General features: G+C 49.7%; 17 protein-coding genes. 10 read left to right on the top strand and 7 right to left on the bottom strand.

The features are described 5' to 3' along the window. The first annotated feature begins 4 nt into the window (after positions 1 to 4). Positions 5 to 1,630 (top strand): GAF domain-containing protein, encoded by a 1,626-nt coding sequence (locus IPP66_04755; GenBank protein ID MBK9924584.1) that lies wholly within the window; start codon positions 5 to 7, stop codon positions 1,628 to 1,630. Positions 1,631 to 1,755: 125 nt separating this feature from the next. Next, positions 1,756 to 2,208 carry a YqhA family protein gene (locus IPP66_04750; GenBank protein ID MBK9924583.1) on the top strand — a complete coding sequence of 151 codons (453 nt, stop codon included), beginning with the start codon at positions 1,756 to 1,758 and terminating at the stop codon, positions 2,206 to 2,208. Positions 2,209 to 2,282: 74 nt separating this feature from the next. On the opposite strand, the gene IPP66_04745 is transcribed toward IPP66_04750, so the two are convergent. Continuing rightward, entirely contained in the window at positions 2,283 to 3,410 is a 1,128-nt protein-coding gene (locus tag IPP66_04745; protein ID MBK9924582.1) for a toll/interleukin-1 receptor domain-containing protein, read from the bottom strand. A gap of 238 nt (positions 3,411 to 3,648) precedes the next feature. Continuing rightward, on the bottom strand, positions 3,649 to 5,013 hold the full coding sequence (locus tag IPP66_04740) for a GyrI-like domain-containing protein (GenBank protein MBK9924581.1): 1,365 nt from the start codon (positions 5,011 to 5,013) through the stop codon (positions 3,649 to 3,651). 190 nt (positions 5,014 to 5,203) lie between these two features. On the opposite strand from IPP66_04740, the gene IPP66_04735 reads away from it, so the two are divergent. The 4 genes from IPP66_04735 to IPP66_04720 all read left to right on the top strand — a co-directional run bounded on the left by IPP66_04735 (position 5,204) and on the right by IPP66_04720 (position 10,745). Further along, the gene (locus IPP66_04735) at positions 5,204 to 5,659 is read left to right on the top strand and encodes a MarR family transcriptional regulator (protein MBK9924580.1); all 456 of its coding nucleotides are present in this window, start codon (positions 5,204 to 5,206) and stop codon (positions 5,657 to 5,659) included. Between the two features lie 72 nt (positions 5,660 to 5,731). Beyond that, positions 5,732 to 6,595, top strand: a complete 864-nt coding sequence (locus IPP66_04730; protein MBK9924579.1) for an SDR family oxidoreductase — start codon at positions 5,732 to 5,734, stop codon at positions 6,593 to 6,595. A 29-nt stretch (positions 6,596 to 6,624) separates the two neighbouring features. Then, entirely contained in the window at positions 6,625 to 8,862 is a 2,238-nt protein-coding gene (locus IPP66_04725; protein MBK9924578.1) for an ABC transporter ATP-binding protein, read from the top strand. Next, positions 8,859 to 10,745 carry an ABC transporter ATP-binding protein gene (locus IPP66_04720; protein MBK9924577.1) on the top strand — a complete coding sequence of 629 codons (1,887 nt, stop codon included), beginning with the start codon at positions 8,859 to 8,861 and terminating at the stop codon, positions 10,743 to 10,745. The genes IPP66_04725 and IPP66_04720 overlap by 4 nt, the downstream gene beginning before the upstream one ends. Before the next feature lie 60 nt (positions 10,746 to 10,805). Here IPP66_04720 and IPP66_04715 read toward each other — a convergent pair whose 3' ends face one another. Further along, positions 10,806 to 11,966, bottom strand: a complete 1,161-nt coding sequence (locus tag IPP66_04715) for a DUF362 domain-containing protein (GenBank protein MBK9924576.1) — start codon at positions 11,964 to 11,966, stop codon at positions 10,806 to 10,808. Between the two features lie 146 nt (positions 11,967 to 12,112). On the opposite strand from IPP66_04715, the gene IPP66_04710 reads away from it, so the two are divergent. From IPP66_04710 to IPP66_04695, 4 genes are all read left to right on the top strand, one after another. Then, entirely contained in the window at positions 12,113 to 12,748 is a 636-nt protein-coding gene (locus IPP66_04710) for a deoxynucleoside kinase (protein ID MBK9924575.1), read from the top strand. A gap of 132 nt (positions 12,749 to 12,880) precedes the next feature. Then, positions 12,881 to 13,369: a hypothetical protein gene (locus IPP66_04705; GenBank protein MBK9924574.1), complete on the top strand. Its 489-nt coding sequence runs from the start codon at positions 12,881 to 12,883 to the stop codon at positions 13,367 to 13,369. After that, entirely contained in the window at positions 13,279 to 13,908 is a 630-nt protein-coding gene (locus IPP66_04700) for a hypothetical protein (protein ID MBK9924573.1), read from the top strand. The genes IPP66_04705 and IPP66_04700 overlap by 91 nt, the downstream gene beginning before the upstream one ends. A 64-nt stretch (positions 13,909 to 13,972) precedes the next feature. Beyond that, entirely contained in the window at positions 13,973 to 14,545 is a 573-nt protein-coding gene (locus tag IPP66_04695) for an HDIG domain-containing protein (protein ID MBK9924572.1), read from the top strand. Between the two features lie 154 nt (positions 14,546 to 14,699). Here the strand turns inward: IPP66_04695 and IPP66_04690 are convergent, their stop codons facing one another. The 4 genes from IPP66_04690 to IPP66_04675 all read right to left on the bottom strand — a co-directional run bounded on the left by IPP66_04690 (position 14,700) and on the right by IPP66_04675 (position 18,913). Beyond that, positions 14,700 to 15,191, bottom strand: coding sequence for a VOC family protein (locus IPP66_04690; GenBank protein MBK9924571.1), 492 nt, complete (start codon positions 15,189 to 15,191; stop codon positions 14,700 to 14,702). 304 nt (positions 15,192 to 15,495) lie between these two features. Beyond that, positions 15,496 to 16,914, bottom strand: coding sequence for an MBOAT family protein (locus IPP66_04685; protein MBK9924570.1), 1,419 nt, complete (start codon positions 16,912 to 16,914; stop codon positions 15,496 to 15,498). Positions 16,915 to 17,027: 113 nt separating this feature from the next. Next, on the bottom strand, positions 17,028 to 17,414 hold the full coding sequence (locus IPP66_04680; protein MBK9924569.1) for a hypothetical protein: 387 nt from the start codon (positions 17,412 to 17,414) through the stop codon (positions 17,028 to 17,030). A gap of 155 nt (positions 17,415 to 17,569) precedes the next feature. After that, positions 17,570 to 18,913, bottom strand: a complete 1,344-nt coding sequence (locus tag IPP66_04675) for an alpha-amylase (protein MBK9924568.1) — start codon at positions 18,911 to 18,913, stop codon at positions 17,570 to 17,572. Between the last annotated feature and the right edge of the window lie 75 nt (positions 18,914 to 18,988).

Genomic DNA, 18,988 nt, shown 5'->3' with positions numbered 1-18,988 from the left:
ACGAATGCTTCCAAAGAATAACGACTTATCGAAGTTAACAGCGCGCGTTGCTCAGGTAGCTAGCGAGTTGTATCAGCTTGCGTATGTGCACGTGGATGCGGACTTGCGTATTATCTATGTTTCGCCGAATTTTCCGGCAGAGTTGGCAGAGGTCGATTTAACGGGATCAAACATCCTTTTGGAAGACGCGTTCGGTGAATTCGTCGGCATGGAGGATGTGCTTAAGTCCATCATGCGGGGTGAATCTCTGCCCTCTTTTCAAATTGAGCGCGTGAACCGTGTCCAGCCCGATGGTTCCATACGATATCTTACCTTTCGGGCGGTACCATTGGATGTGGAAAATACGGCCGCAGGGCTCTTGGTGATCGTGGAGGACGTCAGCCATTTTGGTTTGATCGAACACAGCTTGCTACAAAGCCGTAACGAATTGCGATTCGTTCAGGATGCGTTGGCTCGCACAAATGCGGAACTCGATAAACGTGTGGAGCGGCGCACTGCCGAACTGGCAGAAGCAAATCAGCAGATCGAAAAACAGTTGCATCGCCTTCAGGCATTGCGTATGAATGACCTTGCCATCCTTGGCACCACTGACTTGCGTGTGGCGCTCAAAACCATTGCTGAACAAACCCGCAGACAATTGAACGTGGATGTTGCATCTATTCTGCTTTTCAATTCGCACTCGCTCAGAGTTGAGAAGGCGGTGGTGGTTGGTGCGCAAACATCTGAGATTCAAAATGTACGCATCCGGCTGGGTGAAACACTTGTGGGACGGGCGGCATTGGAGCGACAAGTTCTCATCATCCCCGATCTGCAAAAGGATCCGCAAACCGATCTGGTGGGAAAGATGGAAGGGTTCCTTTCTTGCTTTGTGGTGCCATTGATCGCTAAAGGTAATGTAGTGGGCGTCATGTACTTGGGGCATCGCTCCCCATTCGAGCCGAATCAGGATTGGCTTGAATTTCTCGAAGCCATGTCGGGGCAGGCGGCCATGGCTATTGAAAGTATCAAAGCGTTTGAAGACTTGCAACGTTCCAACTTTGAACTTGCCCTCGCATACAGTCGTACCATCGAAGGTTGGTCGCATGCGTTGGACTTGCGTGATCGAGAGACCAAAGATCACACCTTCCGTGTAACTGAAGTGACTCTCCGCCTTGCCCGATTGGCTGGCATCAAAGATACTGAGTTGATGCATATCAAACACGGAGCGCTTCTGCATGATATTGGCAAGATGGGCGTCCCCGATGCCATCCTTCTCAAAGAGGATTACCTTTCCAACGAAGAATGGGAGATCATGCGCAGGCATCCCATCTATGCATATGAAATGTTATCTCCCATTGAGTACCTGCGCCCAGCACTCGATATCCCCTATTGCCATCATGAAAAATGGGATGGCTCCGGCTACCCGCGTGGCTTGGCTGGCGCACAGATCCCGTTGGCGGCACGCCTCTTCGCCATTGTTGATGTCTGGGATGCCCTGCGCTCTGACCGTCCTTACCGCAAAGGTTGGGATGAAACAAAAGTGCGCGACTACATCCTCTCGCAGGCGGGCACACATTTTGACCCGAATGCTGTAGAACTTTTTCTACGCGTGATGGAAGAAATAGACAAAGAAAAGCTCAACGATCAATAATACAGGATGCAAACCCCGCGCTTCTTTTTCTGGACCTCAAACCGGGTCCGGCTCAAGAAACATGATCCATACGGACGTTTTAATCCATTACACTTGACTAACTCACTTGGAAAGGCATAACGCACATGGGAAGACTCCTTGAAAAAACAGGTTACCTGGCATACATAGGCATTATTTCTTTGCTTCTGGCCTCTGTTGTGGCGTTTGGATGGGGAGCCGTGAAGACTTTCAATGCGATAATGCTAATCATTACGAGTTACGGCAAAGACTCTTCTATTGCCGTCTCGTTGATAGAAATCGTGGATAGTTTCTTGATCGCCATTGCTTTGCAGATTTTTTCAGTGAGCATGTACGAACTCTTTGTGGGCAAATTGAATTTGCCTGATTGGATGTTGGCACATAATTTGCACGAACTCAAAACAAAGTTAAGCAGTGTGATCGTTTTGGTTATGGCAGTCAAGTTTCTGGAGCGGTTGGTAGAGTGGAAGAATCCAAATGATTTACTATTCTTTGCAATTGCAATATCAGTGGTCGCAGCCGCTTTGATAGCGTTTAGTTATTTTGGAAAAAAAGACTGAATAAACCTCTTGCATAATTGAACACAACAGAATAATCTACAAAGTTCTTTTAGTTTTGTGGATCACATCCTTGTTTATGGAGCGGGCGTGTCTGTCGCCGTCGGCTCGGGTGTGTCTGTGTCAGTTGGAGTTGATGACGGCGTTGCGGATGGCGTGATAGTGAATGTGGCTGTGCTGGTGGGCGTTGGTGTGCGCGTAAAAGTCGGTGTGACGGTGGGCGTGTCGCTGGGTGTGGGTGTGGCAGTCAATGTGACGATGGGCAGATTCACTGAACCAGTTTGTTCGAGGCCGAGCAGGTCGTGACGTATCCAGCCACCTTCATATTGTTTGAGGTCTGCATCTTTTTGATTGGGTGCTATCAGGAACCACATTTCATCTTCACTAACAGCGCGGAAGGTGAGACATGCATCCGTTACATCGAGTGGTTTGCCTAATACAGCATAGAATGTGCCGGGACCAGAACGCACGTTGATGTTACTGACATCGGCTTTTACATTGATGCAGAGTCGAATCGTTTCAAAGGCTTCTTTGGTCAACGAGGGAGTGGATGTAAGTTTTGTGGGTGTGGCACTGGCTGTAACTGTATCAGCAAGCGTGGGTGAAGATGTGGCAGTGAAAGGCTCGGGTGTGACAGATGCTGTTGGGGAGATCACAGGCGGAAACGTAGGTGTGACCGTTGGCGTCTCAGGTGGAGTCTGTTTTGGGATGAAGATAAATGCTAAAAGGAGGATCAAGCCTATAAGGGAGGGTATCCCATATTTAAGAACTGCGGGCGGGATGGATGCGATGGCTTTTTGATACGGGGCGACAACGGGTGGTGTGCCTGTGAAGCCAAGTGGGGTGAGAAGTTTTTTGAAATTATCGGGGTATTCACCGGTGGCGAAGTTAACGAAGTTGATGGTGTTCAGTGCAAAGGGTACGCTACATGGAACAAGCATGATCGGAATGATCTTCTTGTGAAGTGTGAGGGCCTGTGTGTATTCTTTTTGTACCCATTCAGAAGCGATGGAGTTTGGCGTGAGGACAACGATGACGTATTGACTCTCAGCGATGGCGTTGGGGATGGTCTTGACCCAATCGTCACCGCCTTGCAGGTCGGTAATATCCCACCAGGCATCGTAGCCTGCCGTTTCGAGGTCGCCTGCCAGTTTGCGGGCGAAGTCTATGTCTTTACGTGAGTAGCTGATGAATATCTTCGACATATTTTCCCAACGTTGGGAATCTCAATTGTGTTCCGCATACCTGCATTGAGATTTGATGACAGACATAATACCATCCCCGTACGATTTTTGGGAAATGTGAGGTACTTCTGGCGTTAGATTTTAGACATACTTCACTCGTTACCATAATCAACCCCGTTTCTTCAATGTGCCAATTGAAAATAATTGACCCGGCAAAAGGTCTGCCGGGTCAATAGTCATATTGGTGAGGATGGTTTGTTTATTGAATGGCTACATAAATGTAGAACTTCGATTCATCTTTATCGGAGGCGAAATCCTTGTCGTACACTTCCATGTCGAACTTGCTCGGGTGGAGTTTATGTCCGGATTGCGACAGCCAGGTGTTATAGATGTACTCATAGGTTTCACCGAGCTTGTCCAGTTTGCCATGATGGGTGAAGACCGCATATTTAAGTTCGGGGACTTCCCGATATACCATTCCATCCGGAATGTCCTTCGCATCAGCAACCAAGGCTGCGGACACATATTCGAATTCGCCCTCTTTGGCCCCTTTGGGTTCGCTGAAGCAAAGGCCAAAGTATTCTTCTTCACTGCTGGCCTTTATCTCTCCCATGCGTTGATTGAAGACACCCCACATTTGCGGGATCTCGCCATTCTGGTTCTTGCCAACGTAAGACAGCCCCACGGTTTTGAAAGCCGGTCTGGTAACAATTTTTGGTTCCATTGTATTTTCCTTTTTATCAGGTGAAAGTATCGAGGCCGGAACCCTGGTCCTTTCAATAGGACATTGAACTTCGATCATGTCAGGTTCCGGGCCAGACGTCAGAGCAATATTCGCTCCATCTTCAGACAGGTAGATCTCACGACACGAACCGGTGATTTGGTATCCGTTGGACTGTGTCCAGCCATACAAGAATGAGTACGTCTGCGGTAGAAGGCCAGCCTCACTGGTGTGGATCACGCTGGCCATAATGGGGGCCGCATCCAACTCCTGTAACTTGACGGGAGTCCCTTCCCAGTCTCCGGCACGCTGCCCGTTGCGCAGGTCTATGCCCACTGCCAGAGAGACTTCGTTATCCATCTCTTTATAGGGCATGTTTTCCAGCAATGCGAACCAGGGACCTGTCGGTTTGAGCCGTGCCTGTTCCAGATAGTTTTGGAGCAGGTACTGCAAACTCTGCCGTGCAGGGGACACCTGCTCTTCACTGGCTGCCACAACCCGGGCAGACAACACTGTCTGTGCGGGGACATCTTTGAGCGCGATCTCGCGTTGCGGCGGAGAACCGTCCACTTCGATCTGACGCAGACGCATTTCGACACGTGCCAGACGGGCCAGCTCCTCTTCAACTTTTTCAGCTAGTTCCATCTGTTTCAGACGCAGCATCCCGCGCATCTCGGCTACAGACAGGTTTTCGTTCATCAGTTGTGCAACCTGTTCCAGCGTAAAGCCCAACTCTTTCAGGGCCAGGATGCGGTTGAGTTGTCCGAGTTGTTCCAGCTCGTAGTAACGGTAGCCGGTATATCGGTCGATATGAACCGGTTTGATGAGTCCGAGAGACCCATAGTGGTGCAGGGTCTTGATGGAGATATGTGCCAGTTTGGAGAAGTCACCGATCTTGATCATAAGCCTACCTTTTCACACTGATGGCCATCAGCGTGCATAGTATAGACCCTCCCGTAAGGTACGAGTCAAGAAGAAAACATGAATTGGAACACGGTCCGAATTTCTAACAGATCTCTTATCTCCCGCCTCTTGACCAAAACCCGTCTCATGCATAAAGTTAAGTCAGCTTAACTAAAAAGAAGGCTTAACAATGACCAACTCACTCCAATTTACCAGATCCATCCACGCATGGATGGACGTGTTTATGCATCGTTCCATGCGCGGTTGGGGGCTCTTTGCCAAATCTATTGGCCTTTCCATGCCACAGTTCGGTGTGATGATGCAACTGCATCATCGAGGCGCGTTCGGCATGTCTGAGGTCAGCGAACGGTTTGAGATCACACCTGCTGCGGCGAGTCAACTTGTAGATAAGCTGGTTCAGAACGGATTTATCCTCCGTGAGGAAGACCCGAATGATCGTCGTGCCAAGTTGTTGAACTTGACCGATAAAGGTAGGGATGTCATTCAGCAGGGACTTGAAGAACGTTATCGTTGGATGGACCAGCTCGAAGAACGATTGACCGATGGTGAACGGGCCAAAATCATCGAAGCGCTTGATATCCTTACCCGCATCGCACAGGACGTTGAAGCTGAACCTGTCCATTAGGCAGAATATTCCCAGCTTATACATATTCAATTCACAAACACGATATACACTCTATAGGATTAAGGAAAGAGAATGAAAGGTATTTTACAAAATAAAGTTGCCGTGATCACCGGCGGCTCACGCGGGTTAGGTTATGCCATCGCGGAAACATATGCTCGAGAGGGCGCGAAAGTTGTAATCGCATCACGCACACAACGCGCAGTCGATGAAGCGGTGAAAAAACTTCAAGAAAACGGAATGCAGGCCGCGGGTCTGGCATGTGACGTGTCTGACATCCAACAGGTGGAAGCGTTGGCAGAGTTCGCCATCAGCGCGTTCGGGCGTGTGGACATCTGGGTCAACAACGCCGGCCTTTCAGCACCCTATGGGCCGACCGCTCATATCCCCAGCGGCGATTTTATGAGTGTGATCGATACGAATATCACCGGAACTTATAACGGATCATTCGTTGCCATGCGTTATTTCATCAAACAGAAAAGTGGAAAGTTGATCAACCTGCTTGGACGTGGCGATAACGGCGCGGTCCCTTTTCAGAATGCTTATAGCTCAAGCAAAGTTTGGGTGCGTAACTTCACGATGGCTCTGGCAAAAGAATACAAAGATAGCGGCGTGGATGTGTTCGGCTTCAACCCCGGGCTTGTAAAGACCGAGATGTTGAGTAACGTCCATGCGTTGAATGGATACGAAGACAAACTTAACCCATTGCGATATGTTGTCCTATTATGGGGCAACGATGCAAATGTACCTGCAGAGAAAGCTCTCTGGCTGGCATCTTCTGCAACGGATGGAAAAAGCGGCATGCAGGTTACCGTTTTGACCGCATGGTTCAAGTTCTCACGTATTCTCGTTGTTCTTTTAGGACGACTAAAGAAACAACCGCAAGAGTTAATGAAATTAAATATCACATCCGTTGAACCAGTCATCAGCGGCGATTAACTGTTTTAGAGAAAGGAATAAGAATAGCCATGACTAAATTGGCAAAATATACAAAACCTTATTTATTGATGCTCATTGTTTCGATAGCGCTTTTATTTGCGCAGGCAAACTTTGACCTGGCGTTGCCAGATTATCTTTCACGCATCGTCAATACCGGTATTCAACAGGGCGGCGTGGAAAATGCCGTGCCGCAGGCCATTCGTGAAAGTGAGATGAACCGTGTATTCATCTTCATGAGCGCGGAAGATAAAGACACAGTCCTTGCAGACTATACGTTGGTGGATAAGAATTCTGCCGACTATGAAACATATGTAAAAGAATATCCCATCCTGGAAACAGAAGCCATTTATGTATTGAACAAGGTGGATCAGGCTGAGATCGACAAGCTCAGCCCCATCATGGCGAAGTCACTTCTAACGGTTTCGGCCATTGAACAAGCCGCAGCCGACCCATCCAAAGCCGCGCAAATGGGTGGTGGATTTGGTGACTTGAGCAAACTCCCCCCCGGTACCGATGTGTTCTCAGTGCTTGGTAAGCTTCCCGCTGAAACATTGACCAAGATCAAGGATGGCGTCAATTCAAAATTTGATGCATTGGGCGAAAGCATGGTCGCACAGGCGGCGGTCAGTGCGGTCAAGGCAGAATATGAAGCACTTGGCATGGATACAGCCAAACTGCAAAACCGCTACATCATGAATCTTGGCGCATGGATGCTTGGGCTGACGTTACTCTCTGCCCTTTGTACGATCATTGTGGGGTATCTCTCTGCGAAGATCGCCGCCGGTATGGGGCGTGATATTCGTCGCGATACCTTCAAAACAGTGGAATCCTTCTCCAGCACCGAGTTTGAACATTTCTCAACAGCCTCTTTGATCACCCGCACCACCAACGACATCACCCAGATCCAGACGGTGGTCATGATTATGGTGCGCATGATCTTCTACGCGCCCTTGATCGGTGTCGGTGGTGTCATCAAGGTGCTTTCCAAGGATTCGCCTCTTGCGTGGCTTATCGTCGTGGCAGTTTTGATGCTGGTCAGCTTGATCGTTATCGTTATGACTATTGCCATGCCCAAGTTCAGGATCATTCAAAAGTTGACGGATCGTGTAAACCTGGTGGCTCGTGAAAATCTCTCGGGCATGATGGTCATCCGTGCGTTCAACATGCAAGGCTTTGAGAAAGAACGATTCGATAAAGCCAATTCAGATCTGACCGCTATCTCGTTGTTCATCAACCGAACAATGGTTGTGATGATGCCGCTCATGATGTTCATTATGAACCTGTTGATGCTGGGTGTCATTTGGTTTGGCGCCAGACAGGTTGCTGATGCAAACATGCAGGTCGGTGACATGATCGCCTTCATGCAATATGGCATGCAGATCATGTTCGCGTTCTTGATGATGTCCATGTTGTTCATCATCCTTCCGCGTGCCTCCGTATCCGCTGAACGCATCGCTGAGGTTCTCGAAACCGAGATCCATATTCACGATCCGAAAGAGCCGAAGAAATTCCCCGAACCCTTCAAGGGCATGGTGGAATTCCGTAACGTGTCATTCCGTTATCCCGGTGCCGACGAGGACATCTTGCACGATATCAACTTTACCGCCCAACCGGGACAAATGACCGCGTTCATCGGTTCGACCGGCTCCGGTAAATCCACAATCATCAGCTTGTTGCCGCGCTTCTATGAGGTCACCGGTGGCTCTATTTTGGTGGATGGTGTGGATATCCGCGAGGTGACCCAACACGAACTGCGCGAAAAGATCGGGTATGTTCCGCAAAAAGGTTCGCTGTTCTCCGGTACCATCGAAAGCAACCTGTTGTATGCCGATAAGAATGCCACACCTGAAATGCTGGAAAGCGCCATTATGATCGCACAGGCGAAAGAATTTGTGACATCCAGCCCTGAAGGAATGGCCATGCAGATTTCTCAGGGCGGGTCAAACGTCTCTGGTGGACAAAAACAACGCCTCTCAATAGCGCGTGCGATTGTCAAGAAACCACCGATCTATATCCTCGACGACAGTTTCTCCGCGCTCGATTTCAAGACTGATGCCGCATTGCGCCGTGCGTTCAAAGAACATGCCGCGAACAGCACCATGTTGATCGTGACTCAACGTGTCTCCACCATCAAGAACGCCGAACAGATCATCGTGCTCGATGAAGGCCGTATTGTCGGCAAAGGCACACACCGCGAATTAATGGAAAATTGTGAAACGTATCGTGAGATTGCCACGTCGCAACTCACTCAGGAGGAACTAGCATGATGATGCAAGGTAGACCCGGCGCCGGAGGTCCAGGTCGTGGCGGCCCAATGATGGGTGGTCACCCCGGGATGGGAGGCCCCGTTGTAAAGGCGCAAGATTTTAAAGGTACGATGAAGAAACTGATCGCCTATCTTGGTGAGTATAGGAAAGCGATTGTTGTCGTCTTCATCTTTGCCATTGCTTCCACGGCCGCAAATATTTATGGGCCGAAAATTCTCGGTCAGGCGACGACAAAGCTCTTCGAAGGTGTGATGGCCAAACTGGCCGGTACCGGTTCCATTGACTTTGACGCGATCGGACGCATCGCTCTCATAACCCTCGGCCTGTATCTGCTTTCGACGCTCTTTGCCTACATCCAGGGCTGGATCATGGCCGATGTTTCCACGAACATTGCCTATCGTTTCCGTCGTGATATTTCGGAGAAGATGAATCGCATGCCGTTGCGTTATTTCGACGGCACCACGCATGGCGAAGTGCTCTCGCGCATCACCAACGATGTGGACACGGTCAACCAGACCCTCAGCCAGAGCATGACTCAGATTATCACCTCACTGGTGACCGTAGTTGGTGTGTTGATCATGATGTTCTCGATCAGTTGGTTGATGACATTGGTGGCGCTGGTCATCATTCCGCTTTCGATGATCACGGTCATGTTGATCGTGCGTCAGTCACAGAAGTACTTCAAGCAACAGCAGGATTACCTCGGTCATGTCAACGGCCACGTCGAGGAAATGTACAGCGGACATATCGTCATGAAGGCCTTCAACGGCGAAGAAGAGAGCATCAAGAAGTTCGATGAATCGAACAACGTGCTCTTTGACGTGGCGTGGAAGTCCCAGTTCCTCTCTGGCTTGATGATGCCAATCATGATGTTCATCGGTAACCTTGGGTATGTGGCGGTTGCGATCCTCGGTGGTTATCTCGCCATCAAAGGGACCATCACCGTCGGTGATATTCAAGCATTCATTCAATACGTGCGCTCATTCACCCAGCCCATCTCACAGCTGGCGAACATCTCCAATGTTTTGCAACAGACAGCGGCTGCGGCAGAGCGCGTGTTCGAATTCCTTGAAGAAGAGGAAGAAGTCGCTGAGACCGAAAGTCCCATTAAGCTCGAGAACGTGCAGGGACATGTGGAATTCAAGGACGTCCATTTCGGTTACAGCGAAGACAAGGTCATCATCAACGATTTCTCCGCAGAAGCGGAAGCCGGTCATAAGATCGCTATTGTCGGTCCGACCGGCGCGGGCAAGACCACTATGGTCAAGTTGCTGATGCGCTTCTACGATGTGAACAGTGGCTCCATCCTTGTGGATGGGCACGACATCCGCGATTTCACCCGCAAGGATCTGCGCAAGATGTTCGGTATGGTCTTGCAGGATACGTGGCTCTACAACGGCTCCATCATGGAAAACATCCGTTATGGCCGCCCGGATGCCACCGATGAAGAAGTGATCGCCGCCGCGCAAATGGCGCATGTGGACCACTTCATCCACACCCTGCCGGATGGCTATAACATGGTGCTCAACGAAGAGACCACCAACATTTCACAGGGACAGATGCAATTGCTGACCATCGCGCGCGCGTTCCTGGCCGACCCGAAGATCCTGATCCTCGATGAGGCAACAAGCTCGGTCGATACAAGAACCGAGATCTTGATCCAGCGTGCCATGGATAGTTTGATGAAGAACCGAACATCGTTTGTCATCGCGCATCGCCTGTCCACCATCCGCAATGCGGACTTGATCCTCGTGATGAACCACGGTGATATCGTAGAGCAAGGTACGCACGAAGAACTGCTTGCGAAGAAAGGCTTCTATGCAGAACTGCACAACAGCCAGTTTGAACATTTGCTGGTGCAGGAACCTGTAGCGGCTGACTAATAAATAAAACGAGCGGCGAGATTTTCTCGCCGCTCGTTTTTGTTTTAACTCTCAATCTAACTACGCCGCAATATACGTCAAGGTTGAGCGCTCCGGGAACTCCAGCGGCATCACATCCACCAATTCGTAATCGCGCGTACCGAGGCCCAGTTTCTCGCCATACTCTGTGACCAGATACGGGTCCTTGTGCGGGCCATGTAACCAACGGAAGGGATGTCCCTCGCGGGTGTGGACTTCCATGGTGGTGGGGATATTGTCTTCGATCAGTTTTGTTTTGGAGATCACATCCAATGTGGCTTTGTCTAGCGCAACAATATCATCCGAACCGAAGACGCCTGCATCCGGCAAAATGGGCATGGACGTGAACCCGAAGCAGTCACAGACCGGGGTCATGTGCGTGGCGAGGTTGAGATGCACGGCCTTGCCCGGCGCGAACGTCGAAAGGACAATGTCAGTCGAGATCGCACACGCTTCCTGGAAGGTGTGAAAGTTGACAGCATCGATCTTCAAACTGCCTTCTGGCGCCGCCTTAAGGCAACGCCCGCATTGGTTGCATTGCTCGAAGTGCATATGCAACTGGTTCGAGTCATTCTTATCAATGACAATGCCGTCATGCGGGCAAACATCCACGATCTTCTGCATCAGACTCTTATCCGGACATTTCTCGGGAAACCAGTATGGGTCATAGTGCATGGCATCATGCATCTGTCCGCGCGTATTGCCCGCCATGCAACCCAAAGCAATATTCTTGAACGCCGCGCCAAATCCACAGCTGGGATGTCCCTTTACGTGTGCGAAGTTGACCATGAAACTGGAGTCCTGGATCAACCCGGAGACTTTCCACTTTTGGATATTCTTAAACGGCCGCTCGTGTCCATAGAAATATTTCTCGTCCGGTCCCGCCGCAGGATACACGGGACAACCGATCACTTCATTGGAATAGCCGCGTTTCTCGGCTCCCTCCGTATCCCAGTTGACATCCGCCACGAAAGGCTTGCCGCCTCCATCCTTGATGGCTTGCACTACGCGCCGTATGAACACCGGATGAATGGTCGAATAGATCATGTTGTTGCCCGTGTGCATCTTGATGACAACAGTCTCGCCTTTCACGCGGTCGCGCAGGTGAAGTTGGTCGAGGATCAAGTCCAGTTTGGCGGGCAAAGTTTCTTTTGCTTCAAGCCGTGCCTGACGTGCTGTACCGAAAAATACTTTGGATGACATATTTTGTGTCCTTTCAGTCTTTGAATCGGCCAGAGTCTAGCACCAGCGCGGTCTTTTTATAATGGACACCTGACACATCAAAACCTGTCACTTGATACTTTATTTATGGTATCCTTACAATAACTTACCCATATGGAGCGCAATCCATGTACGTAGCCATCGAAGGGGTGATCGGAGTCGGTAAGACCACCCTTGCCCGCCTTCTTCAGTCATCATTTGATGCTGAAATTATTTTGGAAGTTTTTGAGGAGAACCCCTTCCTCTCTGATTTCTACAGCGACCGCGAACGGTATGCTTTTCAAACGCAGATCTTCTTTTTGTTGAGTCGTTATCATCAACAGCGTCGCACGGTACATGAGATCATTGGCACAGGTAAAAATCTTTTCGCCGATTACACTTTCGCCAAAGACGCGCTCTTCGCACAGATCAACCTGCAAGGCGACGAACTCGACATGTACTACAAGGTCCACGAGGCGCTCGCCGAAAAGATCGAAAAGCCCGACCTGCTCGTTTATTTGCAAGCCAACACCGAAACCCTCATGCAACGCATCGCCCTGCGCGACCGTCCGTATGAAAGGCAGATGGAGCGTGCCTATATCGATCAACTCAACAAAGCGTATGAGAATTTCTTTTCAAAGCCATTTGACCATACTCCTGTTTTGACGATTGACACGAACGACTTGAACATTATCCAAAACCCTGAACATCTGAAACTTGTGGAAGAGCGCATCAGACAAAGCCTGAGCCTGCCTCCGTTCCAACAAGCCTTACCTTTGCCGTAACATCGCGCTGAGCGGAATGACGAGCGAAGCGAGAAATGTAGTCGAAGCGTGAGTATCATAAGCAACAGAATCTGTTTTGAACCCCGCCCTTCGACTTCACTTCGTTCCACTCAGGGCGAGAGGAAATAAATTATGCGAGTTACAAGAGAATCACTCATCCGAATAGCCAAAGAGACCGCACAGGAACGCGCCTTCAACGATAAGGAAATTATCGCCGCGTACCTGACGGGTTCGCTTGCGAACGATGAGCTTGACCCCATGCTCGGCGGCACTGCGGATATTGACATCATCTTCGTCCACAAAGAAGAACCGAAACACCGCCGCGAATTCGTGCGCCTGACCCCCGATTTCCACGTGGACATTGGTAACCGCGCGAAGGCAGAGTTCAAACGTCCGCGTGAGTTACGGCTTGACCCGTGGCTGGGATGGGAGATGTACGATCCGCAACTGCTGTTCGAGCGCGAGAAGTTTTTCGAGTTCGTGCAGGCTGGTTTGCGTGCGGGCTTTGAGTTCAACTCCCTGCGCTCGCGTTGCAACGTTCCCGCTCCCTGCTTGCACATGGACGTCAGATCTGGCGCGACCTGTTGGAGATCAGTGACACGGTCACCCCGAAAGATGTGACCAAGTACATGAAGTCGTTGTATCATGCGGTCAATGCGGTGGCAGAGTTATCGGGTCCGCCGTTGCAGGAACGCCGTCTGATGATGGACTTTGAATCGAGGGCCGAAACAGCCCAACGTCCCGGCATGGACGCGGCGCTCATCGGTCTGTTGGGCGCATCCGCTTTGGAAGCGTCCGCAATACAGGCATGGTTACCGGATTGGAAACAAGCCTTTGAAGCCGCAACAGAAAGTAATCGCGTAGATCCGCGCATCAATTCTGTGCGTGTGAACTATTATGAAAAAGCGATCCTTGCGATGCTTGAAACCAGTAAGCCTCGTGCCGCGTTGTGGCCTTTGTTGCAAACGTGGACTTTGGCTGTGGATGTTCTGCCTGATATGGCGGTCAACCCATGGCGTGCGGCGTGTGGTCAGCTTGGCCTGACGGTTGTGGGCATCGAAGAACGCGTGGATGCGCTCGACCATTTCCTCGATGAAGTGGAAAGCCTGCTCGATGATCTCTCCACGCAATATGGTTTGGAGACATCGACAAGTATTTGATTGTGGAGGCGGGAGCTTGCTCCCGTGTATTCGACAGCAAGTTGTCGATTCCAAAAGGAAAACCATGACCCGTGATGAAGCTTTAGCTCTTGTGCGTGAATATGTGAAGAACGAAGGATTGGTACGCCACATGCTTTCGGTGGAAGCCGCGATGCGTTTCTATGCCGAGAAGTTTGGCGAAGATGTCGAACGGTGGGGATTGATCGGCCTGCTCCACGATTTTGATTGGGAAATTCACCCAACGCTTGAACAGCATCCGCAAGATGGTGCGCCGATGTTACGGGAACGTGGCGTGGATGAAGGCATCATTCAAGATATCTTGAGCCATGCCGACCACTTGAACCTGCCACGTGATACGATGGTTCGCAAAGCGATTTGTGCGTGTGATGAAGTGACTGGTCTCATCACCGCCGTTGCATTGGTTCGCCCCTCGCGTTCACTCTATGACCTTGAGCCTTCGTCTGTTAAAAAGAAGTGGAAGGATAAAGCCTTTGCCGCTGGTACTTCCCGCCCCGAAATGGAACATGCCGCAAAAGAATTCGGCATCGAGTTGTGGGAGCATGTAGGGAATGTCATCACTGCGATGCGGCGTATCGCACCCGAGTTGGACTTGGAAGGGAATATTCCAAAGCCGTAAATCAAAACGGGACACACTGTGTGTCCCGTTTTTTGTTTCTCTGTAATCACTGATGCGTGGATGCACCGAGAATAAAATAGTGACTATCCTTGATGTCACGTCAGTTGGTTGGCGTATCGAATAGGTTTGTCTAGTAAATAGTTATTTCATTAAATTATTGTACGTTGTTATAAGCTTTTTCAAGCTCGCTTATATTCAGTTTGCCTTCCATGCTCAGCATAGCAGCGCTAACCCGATCCGCTTTAGCAGTGTCTGGATCACGCATCATGATGTCTAGGCTTTCCGGGGTGATCTGCCACGTTATGCCATATTTATCTTTGAGCCATCCACAAGAAAGTATTTCGCCGCCTTCGGCTAGCGCGTCCCATAACTTGTCAAGTTCTTCTTGGGTCTTGCAATACACCAAAATAGAAATAGCTTCGCTAAAAGTATACATCGGACCACCATTTAGCGCAGTGAAGTTTTGGCCATTCAGTTCAAAGTCTATTGTTGATACATCTCCGGGGTTCTTTCCGGCTGCTTTTGCCACTGACTCTGTAAGATACGATGTGTTTGTTATTTTTGCATCTTCAAATAGCGATACATATAAATCTACGGCTTCTTTTGCCTGATCGTTAAACCAAAGAAAAGTCACTATTTTTTGCATTCGAAACTCCTTCGTTAGATTGGTTACTATAATAAGGATAACAAGATTGGCATTCGCGAGTATTCTTCGATCATTGTGCTAAAAAAGGATATCCGAACATTTGTTCTGTGTCAAGGATTTTGATAGTGTCAGAATCTGGTCTTTACACCCATGTGTGGCAGCGCATCCAGAAGAACATAAAGACATAGTCCTTCGGATAAAGTATAGCTTTAGCCTACAGTCCTGATCAATTTAACTTTTGTATTATGACTTCCATGAAGTCAGGGGATAGTTAACTAAGAAATAAAGCTCGGTGATTTCGTGGTTAGTACAACCCAAACAATTTCATAAACACAGTTCCCGAAAGGGACGGTTCGCTGAGCGCGAAGAATACCCACCCCAATGCGACAAAATGAAAAGTGAGCAACACACCACCGACCTGTAACGCTTTTTGTACGCGTGGATCGGTTGGGTTGATTCGTGTCTTTGCAAAATCACTCCAACGGTTCTGGGCGAAGAGACCGAGTCCATGCCATGCGCCCCACAGGATGAAGTTCCAGGTGATGCCGTGCCAGAGACCGATCAACAGCATCGTGGCAAGTTGACCGATGAGGATCATCGTCCATGCAGGGATGGATTTGTAGCCGCGTATCCAGCGGTTGAAGGGATTGAAGAAGTAGGAACGGAACCACTGTGTGAGAGTCATGTGCCAGTTGTTCCAGAACTGAGTGAGATTGGGTTTGGTGTACGGCGATAAAAAGTTTTCGGGGAGTTTTATGCCGACAAGTCTTGCGATGCCGATGGCAATATCGGTGTAGCCGCTGAAGTCAAAATAAATTTGGAAGGTGTAGGCGTAGAGATGAAGCCACATCCAACCTGTGCTGTGGACTTGAGTTGCAAGCGCATCATTCAACGCGATCAAGGCCAGCAAGTCTGCAACCACGAACTTTTTGAACAATCCGATCACAATACGTTGACCGGCTTGTAGCAGTTCATCTTGATTGAGAGCAAACTCTTTTTGTAAGTCTTTTGCGAAACGCTCGGCCCGGTCAATGGGGCCGGCGGAAAGCGTGGGGAAGAACACAACGTAGGTGGCAAACTCTGGCAGGGAGAGTTCGGGCAAGCGTCCCATTTGCTTATCGCGCAGAACATGGATGAGACGGAAGGCGATGTAGGAGAAGCCCAGCCAGCGCAGGTCCAATGCGGACGCGGATTCAACAGGACGGTTTGCCAGTGTACGAAAGAAGACGCTGATTTGGAGAGAAAGCGTTGGGGATTTGAGGATGATAAGTGTAGTGATAAGAAGAATAGTGAGCAGTGATAATGCCCACAGGAAGCGACGGGAGATGGTGGTGTAAAGCAGGGTTATGAGAATGATCGCTGCGAGGAAGATGATGTATTGAAAGATGTTCGGAGGGGTTGTGGCTGTGAGGATCGGTTCAGGGAAGATATAGCGGGTGAGTTCAACGAGAGTGATGCCCCCAACGATAATGAGTAAACCGATGGCGTTTTGTTTGGATTTCCATGCGCCTTGTGCTGATGTGATCAGCCATGTCAAAATGACAAGTGCAAGTGACAGCGACGGAAATAGGAAATCAAAATAACGAAGTGGAACGACAGGCTGAAACCAGTAAATAGCCAATACACTGAGCGTGAGCAGGGAGTATGTCCGTGTGATGCCACGCGTCAGTGCGGCGACTAGGATCGAGGTCAGAATGGATGCGGCGATCTGGGTGAGTCCCATTTAGAAGCCTTGATAGATCCAATTGGGGCTGTCGTCGGTTGTAACGATGACTAATGCGACCACGATCAAGAATACTATGAGCGCCCAAATATTTTCGGGCGTGAAGATGCGTTTTAACGCGTCCCGCATACGAGCCAATCACCGTTTTGTTGAACGACCTGATAGGTGCGGGTCGAAAGATCAAGTTTCTGGTTTTCGCCGTTATAGGATGCGACAATGTCACCTGTGCAAAGGACCAGGGCGGTATCGCCATCTGTTCCAGTTTGCGAGCAGGAAACGTTTTCGAGACTCGCTGTGACAGCCTGGAAGGAGTCGAGTTCGATCATGGCATCCTGTTCCCAGTCGCCGCAGACGAGGGTGGAGAGTTTGTCTGAGTCTTTGTTGACGAGTGCGTTGAGGTAATTTTGAACTGCCTGCACAGATGCATCACCATTCGATGCGCATGCGGCAAGGATGATCGTTGTAAGTACGAGAGAAAGAATCAAAATAGGTTTTCGCAAAGGAGCCTCCGATAATGGTTTGAGAACGGGGATTATAAATGATGAAGGATGAATTTGTTGCGTTAAACATTTTGTACACAGATTTCGCGGACAACGCGGAAAAGAGCCTTGATAAATATATTTTCCGTGAAATCTGTGTAATCCGTGTACAAAATTTACTGTAACGTCACTTCACTGCATATACCGCATACCCGCGGGGGAGCGTAGAACTGTGCGCGGCCATCGCGGTCGGTGGGTTGGTTGATCGGGCGGGAAAGGTCATTTTTGCTCCACCAGGCAACGGGTTGAAAAGAGGCGCTCTGGAATTTCGTCGTGACCATGCGTCCGTTCCAGTTGTCGCCGCGATTGTTGAGCACATAGATCAGCCCGGATTTGTCGCCGTAGCCTGTGCGTTGCATAATGTAGAGGTTATCGTCCACGTATAAGACTTCGGTGTTGCCGCCTGCATATTTTTCATGAGCAGTGACAAGTGCGGCGATGCCATTTGGTGTATCGTTGAGTGCGAGATTATGATTGAAGTAATCATGCCAGAACACACACGGATAGCCCTCGTGCGTGAGGATGTAACTGTAGGCGAGTAATTTATCGTTGACGATGGGGCGTCCTTCATCGCGCAAGTCATGGTTCTCAACGAAGGTCACAGTGGTCTGCGGTTGCTTTTGCAAAATTGATTCCCATGTGAGCAGACTCCTTAAACTGAAACCGAATTGATCGCACAACGCCTTGAGCATTTCACGCAATGGGAAGTCGAATGCATCCACAGGGTTCGAGTTGGAGAAGTTCGCCTCCTCCACCCAGCGCAATGTGTTGCTGGTTGAATCCCAAAATTCGGCAACGCCATATGGCACGAACGGTTTGCCATCGCGCACGTAACGGTATTCTTGAATGGCAGTGATCGTGTTTGCGCCATAACCCTTCACATAATCATAACGAAAACCATCAAAGCCCACTTCTTCAATGAGCCAACGCGCGAGTTTTAAAATTTCGGCATATACATACGGATTGCGATGTGAAAGATCGGGCATGTCGCCGAACGTACCTTCATCCCAACTCTCATACATGCTCGGATGAAAACATTCCCAATTGCGCACGAACTTTCCGCTCTTTGGATCGAACTTCGTCCAACGTGATTGATTGATAAGCGGATTGACTTCCTGCGCGTCCGCTCCGCTGTTGTGGTTGATGACGATATCCGCGATCAGACTTAACTGATGCCTGTGCGCCTCGTCAATGAGCGACTCCAACTCCTGACGGGTTCCAAACCAAGTTGGGATGCTTCCCTTCTGGTCAAACTCGCCGAGGTCGTAATAATCATATGGGTCGTAGCCCATCGATGGACCAGAAAGATTTGCGGCTTTATGAATTGGCGGAAGCCACAGCGATGTGAACCCCACCTTTGCTAACGTCGGTATCTGCTGGCGGACGTAGTCCCACCATTGAAATTCCTTATTGTCCACGCGTGGACAATCCCAAAAGAAAGATTGTAGTATGACGCCCATGTAATTTCTCCTGAATATGTTGAGAGAATTGTACCGCGAGAAAGAAAAAGACTGGCAGGTGCGCCAGCCTTGCAA

It is taken from the genome of Candidatus Defluviilinea proxima (assembly GCA_016721115.1).
In the GTDB taxonomy this organism is placed as follows: Bacteria; Chloroflexota; Anaerolineae; order Anaerolineales; family Villigracilaceae; genus Defluviilinea; species Defluviilinea proxima.
Note: the sequence above shows the minus strand (reverse complement) of the source record. Positions and strands in the feature narration are given on the sequence as shown.